Raw genomic sequence first — 18945 nt, 5'->3', positions numbered from 1 at the left:
TAACTAATGTTAAACAAGGAAATAACAGAGCAGAAATTTGCTCATTTTTCTGAATTTTTGTTTCGTCATACGGGTATAGTCTTAGGCGAAAATAAAAGTTATTTGGTGAGAAGTCGTTTATCAGCATTAATGCATCAATTTCAGTTTGATGATATTAATGCTCTGATTTCTAGTGTTATTTCTCAACAGTCTGCAGAAATTACTCATGCCGCTATCGATGTCATGACGACGAATGAAACCTTGTGGTTCAGAGACAACTATCCGTTTGATATTTTAAAGCGAACAATTTTACCGAGTTTATCCGATGTTGGCCGTCCCATAAAAATATGGAGTGCAGCCTGTTCATCGGGTCAAGAACCTTATTCCATTGCGATGACCTTCAGTGAGTATTGTGAGCAATCTCTTTCGCAACGAATGAATATGGATATTGTCGCATCTGATCTATCTACAACTATGATCGAAAAATGCAACGCAGGGGTGTACGATGAATTGTCTCTATCTAGAGGTGGTTTAACACCTCAGCGGCGGAATCAGTTTTTCGACATACAAAATGACGGTCAATCAATTGTAAAACCAGAATTGAAGAGACTCATCAAGTTTCAAGTTCACAACTTAAATGACACTCACTTAGTCACGAATAAATATGATGTCATCTTTTGCCGAAACGTGTTGATATATTTTTCACCGGAAGTGAAAGAAAAAATACTGCAACACTTTGCCGCTTCTTTGAACAAAGGCGGCATACTCTTCCTTGGTGCATCGGAATCTATAGGTACTGCTAATGCGTATTTTAATCTGATCCGATGTGAAAAAGGCTTGTACTACAAGCTCAAAGACTAACTTAATCAATAGGTTAGCTTTAACTCTTCAGTTAAAATAAAAGTTGGCATTTTCATTGCTTCATTTCTCTTAAGTAAAAAGAGGATGTCAACGTGGCAATTAGTTTAGATAAGCTTACCGCTTTTAGTCAGCGCGCAGTAAACCTACGAGAAGATCGTATGGAAGTCATTGCAGGTAATTTGGCCAACGCCAATACACCTGGCTATAAAGCAAAAGATTTTAACTTTAGAGATGCAATGACATCTGCCACAGTAAACTCCTCTAATTCGCTGACTAGAACAAATGCTAAGCATATGTCTGGTGGTGTTGAAACTGGCTATACCGAACAATACCGAATTCCACAACAAGCAGATACTGGCGACGGAAATACTGTTGAAGTGCAAACCGAAAGAAATGCATTTTTAGATAATGGTTTGCGTTATCAGGCAAGTTTGCAATTTTTGGACGGTAAGTTTCAGGGTATGAAAAAAGCAATCACTGGAGGTCAATAATAATGAGCCTTTTTAATGTAATGGATATTTCAAGTACGGGTATGCACGCAGAAAGTGTGCGACTGAATACTACGGCTAGTAACATTGCTAACGCTAATACGGTAAGTAGTAGTTATGGCGATACCTATAAAGCTCGCCATCCAGTTTTTAGCACATCACTAAATGAAGCGAACGACAAACAAACTAAAGGCGCTGGAGTGCGCGTCTTGGGTATCGTCGAAAGTGAACGCCCGTTGCAAATAGAGTACGCTCCGCACAATCCAATGGCTGATGAAAACGGGTACATATATAAACCTAACGTCAACATAGTTGAAGAAATGGCAGATATGATGTCTGCATCAAAAGCCTATGAAACGAATGTTCAAGTCGCCGATACCACGAAACAAATATTTCGTCGTGTATTACAACTTGGTCAAAGCCGCTAATCGGTATTAACGTGAGGAATTTTCTGTGAGTATCAATAACGTACTTGGTGGCCTAGACTCAAACTTGTTTGTACAGGAAGATACTGTTCAAGTTGTTGACGGCACCGAACAAACACTAACACAAGAAGACTTTTTTGCACTTTTAACAGAGCAATTGGCGAACCAAGACCCTACATCGCCTACAGATAACGATCAGTTAGTTGCGCAAACTACAGCCTTTACCACTGCCGAAGGTATTCAGCAACTTAACGACCAGTTTGAAAGTTTTGCGTCGTCTATAACATCTAACCAAGCGCTGCAAGCATCAAGCCTTATTGGCCAAGATGTGTTAATTCAAAGCAGTGTGGGTCACTCATCTGAAGGTTCAGGTTTCAGTGGTGTGATTGTGAGCGACACAACGACCCAAGACCTAACCATAACAATACAAAATGCGGCAGGTGAAATTGTTCGCACCATAGATGCAGGTACACAAGCGGCAGGTAACATCTCGTTTAATTGGGACGGTACCGACCAGTTTGGCAATACCGTAGCTGACGGAGACTATGTCGCGGTGGCGCAAGGTTTCGTAAACAATCAGAACCAAACAATTCCAGTGGCTGTTAATCGACATGTTCAGAGTGTTTCTCTGGCATCAAGTAGCCAAGGTGTCATTCTTAATTTGGATGGCGATACAAGTGTTAACTTGGATAACGTAATCCAAATCGGTAGTTAAGCGGAGAAATAATATGTCTTTTAATATAGCACTGAGTGGTGTAAACGCAGCACAGTTAGACTTAGATGTAACAGCGAATAACATCGCTAACGTCAACACGGTAGGGTTTAAAGAATCGCGCGCCGAATTTGGTGACGTATTCGCATCTTCCCTGCTTTCCGGTGGTTCAGCTCAAGTGGGTGATGGTGTGTTAACCCAAGATGTTGCGCAGCAATTCTCTCAAGGTAGCCTTGAGTTTACCGACGCCGCCCTTGATTTAGCAATTACCGGAAGTGGCTTTTTTGCCACCGTACCTGAACTCGATTCACAAGATTTTTCCTTTACTCGAGCAGGGCAATTCAGACTGGATTCCGATAACTTTGTGGTGAATTCCCAAGGCGACCATTTACTTGGCTTTCCTGTGAATGCCGATGGTACTAGTGCTTCAGTGGCCTTGAGTACTACTGAACCTGTGCTTATTCCTGACTCTTCAGGCTCACCATCAGCCACCACAGAAGTTGATTTAAGAGCTAACTTACCAGCGGGTGATTCAGGCCTCGACCCAGATCAGTTTAATCCTGATGATCCCACTACGTTTAATGCTGCAACGTCGGTGACTATATTTGATTCTTTAGGTGATAGCCATGTCCAGACTTTTTATTTTATTAGTGATCCAGCGGCTACTAATGAATGGTTTGTTGCTGTTGCTATCGATGATGAGCTAGTTAATATAGCGAATGATGATGGTACGCCTGCGGATCTTTCTCCTACTCCTCCTGCTACTACTACTACAGTAGGAGGTTCAACTGGTAATCTTGTTTCCGCAGCAAAACTACAGTTCAGTGCAGGTGGTGATTTTATTGGTATCGAATCTCCAAACGGAGCGACTTCGACGGATTTTACATTAGTAACAGAAGCTTTAGGTAACACTATTTTGACCAATGGTTCTGATCCAAATCAAACCATTACCATCGATTTCAACCTAGATACGACTGGTGCATCTACCAATGAATTGACCCAGTTCGCTTCAGCCTTTGAAGTGACTTCCTTGGAGCAAGATGGTTTACCAGTAGGGCGTTTAACGGGTATTGATATTGGCCCCGATGGCCTCATTCGAGCAACCTTTTCTAATGGTACATCAGATCCAGTTGCCCGAATTGCACTAGTGCGTTTTGCTAATGAACAGGGGTTAACACAGCAAAGTAACACCCAATGGCAAGAAAGTATCTTGTCAGGTGAAGCGTTAGCCGGTGAAGCCACAACCGGTACTTTTGGTGAGATTAACTCATCTGCACTAGAGCAGGCGAACGTAAACTTAACCGCAGAGCTGGTAGATTTGATTATCGCACAGCGTAACTTCCAAGCGAACTCTAGAGCACTGGAAGTCAACAACACCTTAAACCAAACTATCTTGAACATTCGATAACGTTAACGAGTTTTCATAGTACATACAAAAAAGCCATAACACGTGTTATGGCTTTTTTTATGGAAAGATTTAGTTAAAGAGCTAGCTAATAAAAGAGCTATCTGGGAAGTTGTATTTAAGCGTTTTCATCGCATTGTTCTTTAAGTCATCTAGACCTAGTTGGTCATAAGATTCAACCATAATTTCTAAGGCTTGTTGAATTTGGTCTGTATCAGGGTAGTTTTCAATAATATAACGGCCTCTGTTGGCAGCGGCTACGAAGGCTTCTCTGCGCATATAAAAACGGGCTACGGCAACTTCATATTTTGCTAAACGGGTTTTAATATACAGCATTCTTTTTTGTGCATCAGCAGCATATTTACTGTCTGGAAATTGCTGTATTAGGCTGCGAAAATCGTCAAAGGCGTCTCTTGAATTAGTTGGGTCTCGGTCTGAGCGGTCTAAAGAGACAATATCTTGAAACAGGTTTTTATCGACTTCCATATTGGTTAAGCCACGCATGTAAATGGCGTAGTCGATGTCTGAATGATTTGGATTCAGGCGTACAAAGCGATCTATTGTTGCAAGGGCTTGCGGAGTATCTCCAGCTTTATAATAACTGTATATTAAATCCAGTTGCACTTGGTTGGAAAGAGGGCCAAAAGGGTAACGGGCATCTAATGCACTGAGTAGTTGGGCTGCGGCGCTAAAGTTACCTGTACGCATACTGGTTTTTGCTTTTTCATAAATCTGCTGGGCATCTAAATTTGCAGATATTGCCACGCGTTCTTTATCGGAAGAACTACAACCAAATAGTGTCGCGGTAAGCAGAATTACACCGCTGAACTGGGCAAATTGTTTTTTCATGAATCAATCCTGTAGATAATGAGTGCGCATAGCGACCCTAGTTGTTCAATTGTAAGCTAATTTTGGTCTGAGACAAAGTAGAACAAAAAATCATAACAAATTGGGGCCAAAGCGCAGTACCTGATATAATAAGATTTTGCCGAACGAATAAGGTTCCATGAATAACGAAACAATTTCAGTTCAGTTGTCTGCAAACACTGAACCTCACCACTTTGGTGGCCGCCTCGATCAAGTTGTTGCTGAACTCTTTAGTGACTACTCCCGATCTCGCTTAAAAACGTGGATCCTTGAAGGTAAGGTTACCGTTAACGGTGAGGTGTGCATTATTCCTCGTCAGAAATTGAAGGGTGATGAGTGCATTGAAATCGATGCTAAGTTAGAGCAAGAAGTTACTCATGCGCCTGAGAAAATGGACATAAACATTGTTTATGAAGACGATGCCATCATTGTTATCAATAAACCTCAAGACGTAGTAGTGCATCCCGGAGCAGGGAACCCGTCGGGCACCTTGCTAAATGCATTGTTAGCTCACGCCCCTGAAATTGATAAAGTACCAAGAGCGGGCATTGTTCACCGGTTAGATAAAGACACCACGGGTCTGATGGTGGTGGCAAAAACATTGTCGGCGCAAACCCATCTTGTAGAACAGTTACAATCTCGCACCATGGGCCGTGAATATGAAGCCATATCACAAGGTACCTTTATTGCCGGTGGTGTTATTGATGAGCCAATGGGCCGTCATGCAACCAAACGTACATTAATGGCAGTACGAGAGCTGGGTAAACCGGCGGTAACCCATTACCGCGTTATTGAAAAGTTTAGAGCCTTTACACATTTGCGCTTAAAACTGGACACGGGTAGAACCCATCAAATACGGGTACATTTGGCACATATTCGTCATCCTATAGTGGGTGATCCTGTTTACGGTGGCAGACCGCGTTTACCTAAAGGGGCTAGCGAGCACTTTATTGAAACCCTTCGCGGGTTCAACCGACAGGCACTTCATGCAATTCAGTTGACCTTAATTCACCCTGTGACGAAAGAAGAAATGCGGTTTCACGCTGATTATCCATCTGATTTCGCCAACTTGTTAGACGCAGTGAGAGAAGATACTCAGATACATGGCCTTGATGATCTCGACTAAACTGCCACTTGTCTACCCTGATTGGCAGCTACCAAGTCACGTTATTGCCTATTCTACTACCCGCCGTGGTGGAGTAAGTGATAACGGATATGGAAGTTTAAATGTCGGCGACCATGTGGGCGATAACACGCATTGTGTTTTAACAAACCGCTCATTATTGCCTTATAGTCATAACATTCAATGGATGAAACAAGTACACAGCAACCGTGTTGTTTCAATTGACCATTGCACCGACGATATTATTGAATGTGATGCCCTGTACACCAGAAAAAAAGACATATTCTGTGCTGTGATGACAGCAGACTGTGTGCCTATTTTAATGACGAATTCCAGTGGCAGCGAAGTCGCAGCAATTCACGCCGGTTGGAAAGGGTTAGCATCAGGTGTAATAAGTCATACCGTTAAGTGTTTTCAGTCTCAACCCGAGCAACTTCACGCTTGGATAGGGCCTTTTATTCGTCAGCCGTGTTATGAAGTGGATGACGCAGTTAAATCGCATTTTAGTGATTTTGAATCTGCGTTTTTACCTAAACCCAATGGTCGATATCATTTCGATTTGGGATATGTAGCAAAAACGCAGCTGTTGAACCTAGGCGTATCGAATGTTTCCCTTACAAATAGGTGTACCTATTTAGATAAGGATAACTTTTTTTCTTTTAGAAGAAGCAGTCATGACAACGAGTTATCCTGTGGAAGACAAGTCTCAGTCATTGGCTTATCGAGTAACGGCATATAAACGACGCTCTAGTATAAAGCCCATAATCCCTGAACTAAATAGAAATACACCAAGTACTTGCAGCCACCCATTCACGGCGCGTTTCACTTCTTTTTCCTTTCTATGTTTATATACCCTAGTGCCTTGTTCTACTTGTTGGGTGAAACTAGGGCCTATGTAATTAAACATACTGATGTGGGTTTCATTAATGCGTTCACGCATTTCTAAACGTTTTTTATCAAGGTATTCTGCATCGCCCTGTTGTTCTTGAGTCAGAAATCGCTGCCAACGGGTTAGCATTTCCTCAGTTTCTCCTTCAAATAACACCCCTTGTGATTCGTATTGATATTGGATTTCGGGAAAAATGAGTTTACTTTTGCCAATGTAAAAAACAGAAACCGCTAAGACAATTAACAAACTTGAGATATACAAAAATTGCCTTTGAGTGGTTTGGTTATGTTTTTCTATTTGTTGATAATATTGTTCAATATCGGGGATTTGTTTTAGTCTGTCTAGCTCTTCCCCTTGAGGCATATCAGTACAAAATTCTGCCAAACTTAAGTTAAAAGCATTAAGTAGACTATTAAAAATGTCATTGGAAGGAATTGATTTGTCATTTTCTAATTTAGATAAGTAAGACTGCTCAATCCCCATTTTCTCGGCTAATTCGGGCTGGCTAAAATTGTTCTTAACCCGCAATTGTTTTATTTTTTTACCCAGTGTCATAAATCACTCCGTTCTTGTTTATGCCTTAACAAGGCTTGCTAAGGTTAGGGTAGTCTTGAGTATTCTTCCATGACTAAAAAGATGAATATAAGGGACTATGCAGGAATTTTTGCTTTTATTTCCCCCACTTACCTATATTGGGTAGTAAATAATACAAAATCGCATGGTAAATACGCTGAGGAATAAAACGCTTCATTAAGGTGAAAAATACCGCATCCCAAGTACCCGCAACACGCAATTTGGGGTTTTTAGTACGCATCACTTTAAACACATTACGGGCAACGGTGGTAGAGGTTGATGGTGTAAGGTGCATAACTTTTTCAATAAAGGTTTCCATATTTATATAATGCTGGTGGTAAGCTGAACTTGTTTCTTTGGAAGAAAGAGAACTCAGTTCTGTTTTTCGCACTTTTTCAAACCCTTTGGAATTAATAAAACCAGGCTGAACTAAGGTGACTTTTATATTCCAGGGTTTGAGTTCGTACCATAAGCTTTCCGTTGCTCCTTCCAGCGCGTGCTTTGATGCGCTGTAAACCGCCATTGTAGGCATGGCCATTTGCCCTCCTACCGACGAAATATTAATGATTTTACCTTGTCGTTTCTGTCGCATACTGGGTAAACACAACCGAATTAACTCCATGGGCGACCTAAAATTAGTGTTCATTTGTTGTAAACGGTCTTCTTCTGACACGTCTTCAACTACGGCTCTGAAGGTAAAGCCCGCATTGTTAATGAGTATATCTACACCGCCATATTGGGCTTCGATACTGGCAATTAATTCGCCGCGCATGTCCGCTGACGTAATATCAAGGGGGCGGAGCAAAACGTCTTCGTTTTCAAAGATGCCCTCGTCAGCGAATCGGCCCATTGAGTTTGGCCTTGCTGTTAGTACTACACGGTATTGGTTACTCGCCATGACGACTCGGGCGATCTCTAGGCCTAAGCCGGCAGATGCGCCGGTGATTAAAACAAGCTGTTTACTCATGAATTCACTCAACAATGGGTATTAGGTTATTGGAACGTTGTTTTCTTATAAAATGTTCGCGTTTTAGCAAAGAAAATCGTATTTGATAAACAAGTCTAACTAAAAAGTGCAAAGGGGGGCAATTGCACTTCAGGCAACATATACGGGAACCATTAACACGCCTTAAGGGGTTATAGGGAAATGGAGGGTAAAGGTGGTACCGACATTTTCTTCACTTGATACGGATATTTTTCCACCGTGTTTTTCCATGATACCGTGTGATATTGATAAACCTAAACCCGTGCCAACGCCCACAGGTTTTGACGTATGAAAAGGGTCAAATATTTTAGTTATGCGCTCTTGAGGAATACCCATGCCATTGTCAGACACTTCGACTATGACATGTTCTTTATTGGCGTAGCTTTTTAATGTGAGTATGCCTTTGGGATCACAAGCGTGATTGGCATTGATAAAAAGATTGATAAAAATCTGATTTATTTCAGCTGCTTGACCGGGTATTAATGGACAATCACCTAGTTGTTGCTCGACGGTCATTTTATATTTTAATTCGTTTTCTGTGGCTTTTAAGCAATCGGTTATACACTCGTTAATATCACAGGGTTCAAAGGTTTCAGTGCCGTGATGTGACAGTTTTTTTAGGTTTGCGACTATGTCTTTTACACGTCCTAAGCCCGTTATCGTGTCGTTGAGTAATTCTGGTGTATCATCAATGATAAATTCTAAGTCCTGCTCTTCTCGTAGTTGATTATACGCAGCAATTTTTTCACTGTCGGACAAGCTTGTATCAGTAATGGCTTTGTCTAAATCGACAAGCGCCTCGAAATATTCTTGTAGCGTAGTGATATTGCTTAACGAGAAACCAACGGGGTTATTGATTTCATGCGCAACCCCTGCTGATAACTGTCCCAAAGAGGCCATTTTTTCTGACTGAACAAGTTGCGCTTGGGTTTTTTCAAGTGTTTTGACTGTGTCTTGCAGTTCTAGAACGCTTGCATAGAGCTCTCTTGATTTGTCATCAAGCAACTGTTCAGCCATCGCCCGTGCTTTTTTCTCTCGTTCATAAGCCCGTTTATAGTTTGATGTGTCATCCATAGATTAATCCTTAAACTGGATGATTAATTTGCATCTGTCTTTGCCATCGTGAAGGCATTCTGGGTGGAGAATATTAATGTTTCGATTGAAACGGGCTGCCGCCCCTAATATCAAGCCTTCCGCTGCATGGCATAGTTTGCGCTTCGAACCATAATACATAATGAGATCACCATCATCGGTATCGTCATATTCAAATGTAGGTAAATACGCGTTGGGGTGAAGACGTTTTACTTCAACGTGTATTACCGAATCGATTGCTAAAAGGAAATCCCTTAAATTATCAATCTTTCCTACGTTGGGAGGCATATTTTCGTAGAGTTTGTCGAATAAGTACTGACCAAATGCGCGCACGAGATCTGTAGCGGGTAAACCTGTTTTTTCGGCAAGTGCACCAACTAATGCAAATAGTTCATTATCGTCATACTGTTGCGCATTGGTATAAATGCCATCTGAAGCAGGTTGGACCTTATCGAGCATGTCATCCCAAGCTGCCATTCCTTGTTGCTCAATTACAAGTTCTGAAAATGCGGTAAAAATAGTACCTTGCATAAGTAGATTCCTCTAATTTTAGCTATTGGTGGATTTAGGTTGAACCAAAACAACCACAGAAAGTGATTGTTGTTTATTGCGTTCAAAGGCTTTTAACTTTTCTATTGAAGCGTCGGTGAAAACATGGCCTTCAGGTAATATGAGCATATGGTTGTCGGTATGAAGGTTGTTTTTCAGTACCATGCCTGGCTCTAGTTGATCAGGAGAGTATCCCTTTTCTATTTCGGTATTTGCAGTGAGTTCTGGATTTTCAATTAATACGTCCAGTATATCCGCTGAGTATCGAGCGCCACGGCTTTTATTCATTTCTACATGAATAAGTTCGATTTCAAGGGGCTCTTCACTTAATTTACCGGAAGCAAAACGGCAATAATCTCTTGCGATAGACAATATCTTAGCCCCAATGGGAATTTGTATATCGGTGAGTTTATTCGGATAACCAGTCCCATTAGCCTGTTCATACTGGTTCATTATTATTTCGACAATGGGTTGCATATGCTGAGCTGGCGACAAAATAGATTGGGCCATTTGTATTTGACTGAAAAATAACTTTTGCTGATCGTAATTTAATTGGTAAAACGGGAGTTTAACCAATGATGGATCTAGGCCTAGCATACCTATTTCACATAAGTAACCAGCCAGCGTAATATCACTAACTTGTTGTTTGTCTAAATCGAGGTGTTCAGCAATTTTTTTGGCTAGTTGAGCTGTGTTCTTCGCAAAACCGGCATCCATATAGGGATTAATGGCAATGAAGTTAAACAACATTCGTTGCGTTGCGCTGTTATTGTTTTCTATTCGCGCCATTGCTGTACGGATTTGTTTGGTTCTTAAGCCAACCTTTTCTTCAAGTCCTAGATTCAAATGTTTCAGTAGTTGGTTTTGTTCTTCAATTTGTCTTTGCAAGCGAAGATTTTCTGCCTTTAATGTAACTGACTCTATTCCTTCTTCAATTGCACTGATAAGCTCGTCGTTATCCCACGGCTTTTGCATGTATTTATGTATTTTCCCTTTATTTACCGCCGCGATAACAGATTCCATGTCAGCGAAACCCGTTAATAATATACGGTAAGTTTGGGGTGATACCTGGGCAACTTGCTCAAGCAATTCAGCCCCAGACATTTCAGGCATACGCATATCAGATATAACAATATTAACTTTATTTGCTTGCATTAACTCCAGCGCGTCAGCACCACTTTCAGCAGTAAGCAAGTTACAGGGTTGTTTTCGCAATAAACGCTTCATGGAATTTAAAATATTCTTTTCGTCGTCTACACAAAGCACAGTAATGTTATGTGCGCCCTTTTCTGTGGTATCACCTTCTAACATTCACAACTTCCTATTTGTTCTGTTAATAAAAGAGTTAAATAATGGGATATTGCGTTGGTTTAAAATTTATACACCTTACTAACAGGTATAGCAGTCTGATACTTATACGCAACTTTTGACATTCGAAAAGCATTTGTCGAATGTCAGGTTTATTACTTGAATATAAGCCAAAGGGTACCCATTATTTAATCAGTGAAAGATTGAAGGTTATGTTATGCGGTTAGACAAGTTTACAAGTAAATTCCAAGTTGCAATTTCTGATGCACAATCACTAGCATTGGGACGAGATCACCAATATATCGAACCTGTGCATTTGATGACAGCCTTGTTAAATCAGCAAGGTGGCTCAGTACGTCCAGTGCTCGATCATGGAAATATCAATGTAAATGGGTTGCGCTCGGCCTTGTCTGAAGCCATTGAAAAATTGCCTCGGGTATCAGGTATTGGCGGAGATGTGCAACTTGGTAAGCAGTCGGGCGTACTCCTTAACTTGTGTGACAAAATTTCTCAGCAACGCAAAGATGACTACATTACCTCTGAAATATTTGTTTTGGCGGCAACTCAAGATAAAGGCCAATTAGGAGAGATTTTTAATTCTCTGGCTATTACAGAAAGCAAAATTAGCGATGCTATTGATGCTGTTAGAGGCGGGCAGAAGGTGACCGACCCTAACGCTGAAGATGTCAGACAAGCTTTGGAAAAATTTACCACAGATTTAACCGAGCGAGCGGAGCAGGGCCGTGTCGATCCCGTTATAGGTAGAGACGATGAAATTCGTCGCACTATTCAGGTTTTGCAAAGGCGTACTAAGAATAACCCAGTACTGATTGGTGAACCGGGAGTCGGGAAAACCGCTATTGTTGAAGGGTTAGCATTAAGAATCATTAATAATGAAGTGCCTGAAGGACTAAAAAATAAGCGGGTTCTGTCATTGGATATGGGCGCTTTAGTGGCAGGTGCGAAATATCGCGGCGAATTTGAAGAGCGTTTAAAGGCGGTGCTAAATGAATTAGCAAAAGAAGAGGGCCGCGTTATTCTTTTCATAGATGAAATGCATACCATGGTTGGCGCTGGAAAAGGTGATGGGGCTATGGATGCGGGTAATATGTTGAAACCGGCTCTTGCCAGAGGTGAACTCCATTGTGTAGGGGCGACAACCCTAGATGAATACCGCCAATACATAGAAAAAGATGCGGCGCTTGAACGCAGGTTTCAAAAAGTGCTGGTAGAAGAACCTTCGGTTGAAGACACCATTGCGATCCTTAGAGGGTTGAAAGAGCGCTACGAGCTACACCATTCTGTGGATATCACTGATCCGGCAATTGTTGCGGCAGCAAGCTTAAGTCATAGATACATTAGTGATAGGCAACTACCTGATAAAGCCATAGATTTAATTGATGAAGCTGCCTCGAGTATCCGTTTGCAAATCGACTCTAAACCCGAAGAAATGGACAAATTAGAGCGGCGAGTTATTCAATTAAAACTAGAAGAACAAGCATTAGCAAAAGAGACTGATGAAATTAGTCATAAACGTCTTGAAATTATAGAGCTAGAGCGGGAACAAGCTGAAACTAAATACGCGAATATGGAAACTATTTGGCTTGAAGAAAAAGAAGCCATGCAAGGTACTCAGTCAATTAAATCTGAACTTGAGCAAGCGAAATTAGATTTAGACATTGCACGAAGAGCGTCGGATTTAAGCCGAATGTCGGAATTACAATACGGCCGAATTCCCGAATTAGAACAAAAGTTAGAGCGGGTGGCGGAAAGTGAGAGTAGAGAAACTATTCTAGTAAAGAATAAAGTAACAGATACTGAAATAGCCGATGTGTTATCTCGTTGGACAGGTATTCCCGTTGCTAAAATGCTAGAAGGCGAAAAATCAAAATTACTTAAAATGGAAGAGGTATTGCATAACCGCGTTGTTGGCCAAGAAGAAGCAGTGACTGCAGTATCCCACGCCATTCGCCGCGCTAGAGCTGGCTTGGGTGACCCCGACAAACCCATAGGCTCTTTTCTTTTCCTTGGGCCCACAGGTGTAGGGAAAACGGAGCTATGTAAATCCTTAGCAGGTTTTTTATTTGATACTGAAGATGCCATGGTGCGTATCGACATGTCGGAATTTATGGAAAAGCATTCAGTGAGTCGTTTAGTAGGTGCGCCTCCTGGGTATGTAGGGTATGAATCAGGTGGCTATTTGACCGAGGCAGTTCGCCGAAAGCCATATTCCGTAGTGTTATTGGATGAAGTGGAAAAAGCCCACCCTGACGTATTTAATATTCTATTGCAGGTATTGGATGACGGCCGTTTAACCGATGGTCAAGGGCGTACAGTGGATTTTAAAAACACCGTGATTATTATGACGTCAAATTTAGGCTCTGATGTTATTCAAGATCACGGAGGTGACCAGTACGATAAAATGAAGCACACAGTGATGGAGGTTGTTAGTCAACATTTCAGACCTGAGTTTATTAATCGCATTGATGATTTAGTGGTATTTCATCCTCTTGGAAAAGAGGAGATTAAAGTCATTGCAAAAATACAACTGGCCTCCTTGCGTAGCCGACTTGTTGATAAAGGCTATAAATTAGAGATCTCTGGAGCTGCATTAAATTTAATTGCTGATGCCGGTTTCGACCCCGTGTATGGCGCGCGTCCTCTTAAACGAGTTATACAAACTCAAATAGAAAACAAACTAGCTGAAGCATTATTATCTGGATACCTTTCAGATAGTGAAATAATCAGAATCGATGTCGCAGATGGCGTTATCCAAATCAATTAAATTTGATTGAATAAGGCCTCGGCGTCTTGCCTTTCAGGGAAAGTGGCTTCTAAATTAAGGATTTCTGTTAACTCTTGTTTGGCTTCTTCTTTTCGGTCTAAATAGAATAGAGTATAAGCTAAATGATATCGAATCGACGGTGATGCTGAATTAATAGCGTAGGCTTGGCGAAGATACGGTAGAGCTTCATCCAAGCGCTTTAATTTGGCTAATACCCAACCCTTAGTATCAATGTAATCAGCGTTGTTATGGCTTTCTTCAACGGCTTTTGACGCATAACCGAGAGCAAGTTCAGGTTTGCTTTGGCTATAAATAAAAGCAATATTGTTGTTTATATTCGCTTTTTCTATTATTTCATTACTATTTGCAAGAGTGAGGTAATGCTCTAAGGCTTGATTGTTTTCCCCAGCCTGTAATAAATAATCAGCTAACAATCGGCGCACGAAAAAAGCAGACGGGTTTTTCTGCAAAATGGTATTGGCGATATTTTCGAATTTTGAATCTTTTTCGCCTTTCAATGCTATTTGATAAAGCTGTGCCGCTGCTGTTTTATTCCTATTGTCTAGCTCTAACGCTTTTAAAAAGTAACTTTGGGCCTGAGATGACTTTTTCTGTGCATTTAATACTTCGCCCAAGCGAATATTTGCGCCTACGTTATCAGGGTGTTTCTTAGCAAATGAAATTGCGTAGTTGTACGCTTCGTCTAATTTATCCACTCGCAAAGCGCTTCTTATTAAAGGCATAATAACTGCACTATTATCCGGTGATAATTTTTCCGCGCGCTTTAGCGACGTATAGGCCCCTGAATAATCTTGTATTTGGTTTTGATGTTGGCTCAACTCAATTAGATTATGAGGTTGATCTGCCCATATTCCTTGCACAATGTTCAATTGTTTTATTGCATCTTCGATGTTCCTTTCTTTGTAGAATACGTTAGCTAATGCAATATGATATTCAGGAACAAATAAGTGTTTTCTTATTAGTTGTTCTAATTCTTTTCTGGCAAATAGCAGGTTATTTTGTTTTACATATAGTCGAGCGAGTAACTCTAAAGGAAGTGGGTTATTGCTATCTACGGTTTTTATTCTAAGTAATATGTCTTGTGCTTGTTCAAGTTTGTTTTGAAAAAAAAGAGATTGGGCTAACAAAAATGCAGCACGTGTGTCTTCGGGGTGCTCGTTGACTACTCCTTTAGCAAGGTGCTCTGCGGAAGCATAATTTGCTAATGCTAGATGAGATTTTACTAGAACTATTAAGCCTGCTCGATTTTTTGGAAAAAGGGCATTGAATGTTTCTGCGAGTGCTAAAGACTCTTTAAATTGTTTCTTTTGGTAGAGCAATTGGGTTAATAGTAATTGATAACTGGAGTTGTCCGGCTCTTGGTTCAAAACCGCTTGAGTGAGTTTGAGCGCTTGCTCTATTTTCTTGTTTTCTATAAGCAAGTTAATAAACATGAAACGATATGGGTCAGCATCGGGATCGGGAAAATGTTGAGTAAACAAAGCCAACGCATCAGCATATTTTTCGTTCTTTTGTAAAATGCGAACTCGCATTACAGTTACATTAACTGAATCAACGCCGTCTCGTTTGATGCTATCCAGCAAAGATATACACTTAAATGTCTTTTCATTATCTAAAAACAGATTACATAAGGCTAAACTTAAATTTTCGTTTTCACGCACTAGGTTTAAGTTATTTTCTAATAAAATTTGTGCTTCTTTAGCTTGGTTTAATTTAACTAAGGTATCGGCTGTCAAAGCCAAAGCATTGGTGTTGCTGTGTTTCACCGAGTTGTATTGCTCAAATTTAGTTAGGGCAGATTCGTAATTCCCTGTTAAATAAGAAGCAAGGCCAGCCACGAAATACAGTTCGTTTTGTTCAACTGATAAGTCATCGGGTAAGGCTGTTAACCTTTGAGTAAGGTCTTCATAAACGCTAATGGCTAATTCATTTTCGTTATCTTTACTATGTAAACGACCCAAAAGCAGCAGCGCTAGTGGATCATCAGGTGTTTGCGCGAGTATGTCGTTTACGATGTCTATTGCTCTTTCATCATCCATTTGAGAGTAAGCAGTGGCTAATGAGCGTTTGATAATGGGATTAGTAGGCGATAATGCATGAGCAGCTTCAAAAAAAGTAAGTGCTTCTAATGGCCTGCTTTCTAACTTTGCTAATTGCCCTTGTAGATGAATTGTGCGTGCATTCTTTTTATTAATACCAATAGACTTGGTAATAAGTGTCTTTGCTTTAGCTAATTGACCCGTTTGTAGATAAAGCGCTGACAAACTATTTAGCGCTCGGGAGTTATTGGGGAATAAAGATAATGCATAGACGTATTGCTCAGATGCCTTATCAAGTTTTTTGAGGTTAGAGTAGGCACTCCCCTTGATTAAGGTCAGCTCGAATTCATTCGTTCTATCAAAGCCGTTTAATGTCAATGGAAGTATTTTTTCAAATTGTTTAGCGTAGAGATAGGCTTCTGCGAGGACAGGGTTCACTAAATTCTTATCAGCGCCAAACTCTTTGGCTTCGTTAAGTTCCGTTATAGCTTCATTAAAGCGACCTTTTATTACCAACACTCTCCCCATTAGTAACTTCGAAGGTAAATGAGAGGGAGATTCATCTAAGGCATTTCGCAAATGAATATAAGTTGAGTTTATATCACCTTGATTGTAGCTATTCAGTGCTGTCTCATAATGCTCTGCTTCTTGTGAAAATACTAAAGACGTAAAAAATAAAAAGGTAAGAAGGCTTGTTTTATAGCGGGACATAACGGAGCTCTATTTGGTTCATTTTTACTATTTTAAACAAAAAAGCGACGTGGTCACGTCGCTTTTATTACATTTCTCTTATTGCCTAAATGCGCTTACGGCGCCAAATGAGTAAAAAAGCACCCATTAACAAGACTACAGCCGAAGGCGCGCTAACTTCTGAAGGCGGTGTAAGCTCACTAGGGCTAAATGCTAGGTTATCTATTGCACCAGAACCAGGTAGATTAACACGAATAGAAAATACGCCCATAATGTCATATTGAACTCTTACCCACTCACCATCCTCTAAGATTGGGATAGTATTCGCTTCATCTTCTAATATTTCATTGCCATTTTGGTCGAAGAATTGAATGGCATAAAAAGCGATGTTCTGATTTAACTGGTCTTCCACATCAAAAAAGTCTATAGATTCCAAGTTAACTGCGAAATCGAAATCAAAAGTAAAATAACCTGCTGCTCTGCTTCCTTGATCATTGATAGCATCTCCAGTAAGAAAATCTTCTGAGCTCTCATTTTCTTCTTCACTCAAAATAAGCACGTTACCTGGATTTGTACGCGAGCTAAATGAGTCGGGTAAACCGTCAGTGTCATAAACCTCTCTGGATCTTCTACTAACATATTCACCATCAACAAAGATAAATTCTAAGTCAGGATCAATGCGGGTATTACCTACTGTATCGTAGGTGATTTGGGTTTGTTCTCCAACCTCACTGTTCTCAGCTGAGCATCCTTCAACTACTGAGTCAGGATCTGAATCATTATAGTTGCAACTACTTATCGTTACGCCAAAATCTTGATACTCATTATCAATGACTTGACCAGCTATAATAGCGTTGCCGTTACTATCGGTGTCGAAATCAATAACGCGAACAGCACTGTTTGCCATAAAGCTAGCCGTGGACAATGTAAAAGCGATAGCTTTTATCGTATTTTTTAACAGCATGGGGGGGTCCATTTAAGTAATGAATAGTATATTTGGCAGAGTATAAGCAAAAATTACGCCCAAATATTTAATGTAGTTATATCAGTTGGATATGTACTTTTTGTAAAAAATATTGTTATTGTGTGTAAAAAAAACTGACAAAGTAAAGAATGCCTTGAACAAATGTTTACTGTTTTAACTTATGTTATATTTCGCCTTGAATATTAACCAACTGAAGAATTACATTTCATGCAATCAAGAAAAGGCATCTATCTTCTTCCAAACCTACTAACCACTGGTGGGTTATTCAGTGGCTTCTTCGCTGTTGTGTCGTCTATGAATGGACAATTTGAAGCTGCGGCTGTAGCTGTGTTTATTGCAATGGTGTTCGACGGACTAGATGGTAGAGTCGCTCGTATTACTAATACGCAAAGTGATTTTGGTGCTGAATACGACTCAATGGCCGATATGGTGTCTTTTGGTGTTGCACCTGCTTTAGTTGTATATAACTGGGGATTAGCTGAATTAGGTAAGTTAGGTTGGTTAGCAGCATTTGTTTACGTAGCAGGGGCAGCTTTGCGACTTGCTCGTTTTAATACCCAAGTGGGGATCGAAGATAAACGGTTTTTCCAGGGGTTAGCGAGTCCGGCTGCTGCAGGGGTAGTATCCGGAATTGTATGGGTAGGCGTTGAATACGACATACATTCGTTATCTGTAAGCTATATAGTTGCACTTGTTACCTGTGTGTCTGGCCTTCTTATGGTGAGTAATTTTAAATACAACTCATTTAAAGAAGTGAATTGGAATGGGAAAGTCCCCTTCGTTGCTATTTTAGTGGTTATGTTGATATTTGTAATAGTAGCAACAGAACCTGCGCTTGTTTTATTCTTGGTCTTCTCTTTATATGCACTTGCGGGCCCCATTAATACATTTAGAACCGTCGATAAAGTAACCTTAGAAGATGTAGTAGGCGATCACGAAGAGGGATCAGACGTAGACTGCACGACGGTTTCTTCAGATGAAAACGATAGCGATTTAAAATAAATAGGCATTTAGAGGCTTTTTTGGGCGTTTTTCCCACGTATTGTATAGCAAATGAGCGGTTGAACGTAATTGGTCATTTATTTCTTAAATAGCCGTTGACGCCTCCCATATATTCTGTAGAATGCGCCTCCGCTTCGACAGGTAAATGACTCAACGAGTTGGGTTTA

17 protein-coding genes are annotated in these 18945 nt (G+C 40.6%); 9 read left to right on the top strand and 8 right to left on the bottom strand.

Annotation, left to right across the window (positions count from 1 at the left end):
- The first annotated feature begins 6 nt into the window (after window positions 1-6).
- The 5 genes from J3L16_RS00085 to flgE all read left to right on the top strand — a co-directional run bounded on the left by J3L16_RS00085 (window position 7) and on the right by flgE (window position 3873).
- Window positions 7-840, top strand: a complete 834-nt coding sequence (locus tag J3L16_RS00085) for a CheR family methyltransferase (protein ID WP_207610833.1) — start codon at window positions 7-9, stop codon at window positions 838-840.
- A gap of 92 nt (window positions 841-932) precedes the next feature.
- Window positions 933-1331, top strand: coding sequence for a flagellar basal body rod protein FlgB (gene flgB / locus J3L16_RS00080; RefSeq protein WP_207610832.1), 399 nt, complete (start codon window positions 933-935; stop codon window positions 1329-1331).
- Window positions 1332-1333: 2 nt separating this feature from the next.
- Window positions 1334-1756: a flagellar basal body rod protein FlgC gene (gene flgC / locus J3L16_RS00075; protein ID WP_207610831.1), complete on the top strand. Its 423-nt coding sequence runs from the start codon at window positions 1334-1336 to the stop codon at window positions 1754-1756.
- Window positions 1757-1781: 25 nt separating this feature from the next.
- Window positions 1782-2468 carry a flagellar hook assembly protein FlgD gene (locus tag J3L16_RS00070; protein ID WP_347564619.1) on the top strand — a complete coding sequence of 229 codons (687 nt, stop codon included), beginning with the start codon at window positions 1782-1784 and terminating at the stop codon, window positions 2466-2468.
- Window positions 2469-2481: 13 nt separating this feature from the next.
- Window positions 2482-3873 (top strand): flagellar hook protein FlgE, encoded by a 1392-nt coding sequence (gene flgE, locus J3L16_RS00065; RefSeq protein ID WP_207610830.1) that lies wholly within the window; start codon window positions 2482-2484, stop codon window positions 3871-3873.
- A gap of 81 nt (window positions 3874-3954) precedes the next feature.
- On the opposite strand, the gene J3L16_RS00060 is transcribed toward flgE, so the two are convergent.
- On the bottom strand, window positions 3955-4719 hold the full coding sequence (locus J3L16_RS00060) for an outer membrane protein assembly factor BamD (RefSeq protein ID WP_207610829.1): 765 nt from the start codon (window positions 4717-4719) through the stop codon (window positions 3955-3957).
- 157 nt (window positions 4720-4876) lie between these two features.
- On the opposite strand from J3L16_RS00060, the gene rluD reads away from it, so the two are divergent.
- Together rluD and pgeF are read left to right on the top strand one after the other, a co-directional pair.
- Complete coding sequence (gene rluD / locus J3L16_RS00055) at window positions 4877-5863, top strand: 23S rRNA pseudouridine(1911/1915/1917) synthase RluD (protein ID WP_207610828.1); 987 nt, start codon at window positions 4877-4879, stop codon at window positions 5861-5863.
- Window positions 5841-6599 (top strand): peptidoglycan editing factor PgeF, encoded by a 759-nt coding sequence (gene pgeF, locus J3L16_RS00050; RefSeq protein ID WP_207610827.1) that lies wholly within the window; start codon window positions 5841-5843, stop codon window positions 6597-6599. The genes rluD and pgeF overlap by 23 nt, the downstream gene beginning before the upstream one ends.
- Here the strand turns inward: pgeF and J3L16_RS00045 are convergent.
- The 5 genes from J3L16_RS00045 to J3L16_RS00025 all read right to left on the bottom strand — a co-directional run bounded on the left by J3L16_RS00045 (window position 6579) and on the right by J3L16_RS00025 (window position 11259).
- On the bottom strand, window positions 6579-7304 hold the full coding sequence (locus J3L16_RS00045) for a helix-turn-helix transcriptional regulator (protein WP_207610826.1): 726 nt from the start codon (window positions 7302-7304) through the stop codon (window positions 6579-6581). The two genes, pgeF and J3L16_RS00045, sit on opposite strands and share 21 nt — an antisense overlap.
- 115 nt (window positions 7305-7419) lie before the next feature.
- The gene (locus J3L16_RS00040; protein WP_207610825.1) at window positions 7420-8289 is read right to left on the bottom strand and encodes an SDR family NAD(P)-dependent oxidoreductase; all 870 of its coding nucleotides are present in this window, start codon (window positions 8287-8289) and stop codon (window positions 7420-7422) included.
- 162 nt (window positions 8290-8451) lie between these two features.
- Window positions 8452-9381: an ATP-binding protein gene (locus J3L16_RS00035; protein ID WP_207610824.1), complete on the bottom strand. Its 930-nt coding sequence runs from the start codon at window positions 9379-9381 to the stop codon at window positions 8452-8454.
- A gap of 3 nt (window positions 9382-9384) precedes the next feature.
- Window positions 9385-9930, bottom strand: coding sequence for a heme NO-binding domain-containing protein (locus tag J3L16_RS00030; protein WP_207610823.1), 546 nt, complete (start codon window positions 9928-9930; stop codon window positions 9385-9387).
- A gap of 18 nt (window positions 9931-9948) precedes the next feature.
- A complete protein-coding gene (locus J3L16_RS00025; protein ID WP_207610822.1) occupies window positions 9949-11259 on the bottom strand; it encodes a response regulator in 1311 nt (436 codons plus the stop codon).
- Between the two features lie 214 nt (window positions 11260-11473).
- On the opposite strand from J3L16_RS00025, the gene clpB reads away from it, so the two are divergent.
- Window positions 11474-14041 carry an ATP-dependent chaperone ClpB gene (gene clpB, locus J3L16_RS00020; RefSeq protein ID WP_207610821.1) on the top strand — a complete coding sequence of 856 codons (2568 nt, stop codon included), beginning with the start codon at window positions 11474-11476 and terminating at the stop codon, window positions 14039-14041.
- On the opposite strand, the gene prsT is transcribed toward clpB, so the two are convergent.
- A complete protein-coding gene (gene prsT, locus J3L16_RS00015; RefSeq protein ID WP_207610820.1) occupies window positions 14038-16812 on the bottom strand; it encodes an XrtA/PEP-CTERM system TPR-repeat protein PrsT in 2775 nt (924 codons plus the stop codon). The two genes, clpB and prsT, sit on opposite strands and share 4 nt — an antisense overlap.
- Window positions 16813-16897: 85 nt before the next feature.
- Window positions 16898-17755 (bottom strand): hypothetical protein, encoded by an 858-nt coding sequence (locus J3L16_RS00010; protein WP_207610819.1) that lies wholly within the window; start codon window positions 17753-17755, stop codon window positions 16898-16900.
- Window positions 17756-17983: 228 nt separating this feature from the next.
- Between J3L16_RS00010 and pssA the strand changes: the two genes are divergently transcribed.
- Window positions 17984-18778 (top strand): CDP-diacylglycerol--serine O-phosphatidyltransferase, encoded by a 795-nt coding sequence (pssA, locus tag J3L16_RS00005; protein WP_207610818.1) that lies wholly within the window; start codon window positions 17984-17986, stop codon window positions 18776-18778.
- The last annotated feature ends 167 nt before the right edge of the window (window positions 18779-18945 follow it).

It is taken from the genome of Alteromonas sp. 5E99-2 (assembly GCF_017368475.1).
Taxonomy (GTDB): domain Bacteria; phylum Pseudomonadota; class Gammaproteobacteria; order Enterobacterales; family Alteromonadaceae; genus Alteromonas_F.
The sequence above is the reverse complement of the archived record's forward strand: the minus strand, read 5'-3'. Positions and strand labels throughout refer to the sequence as shown.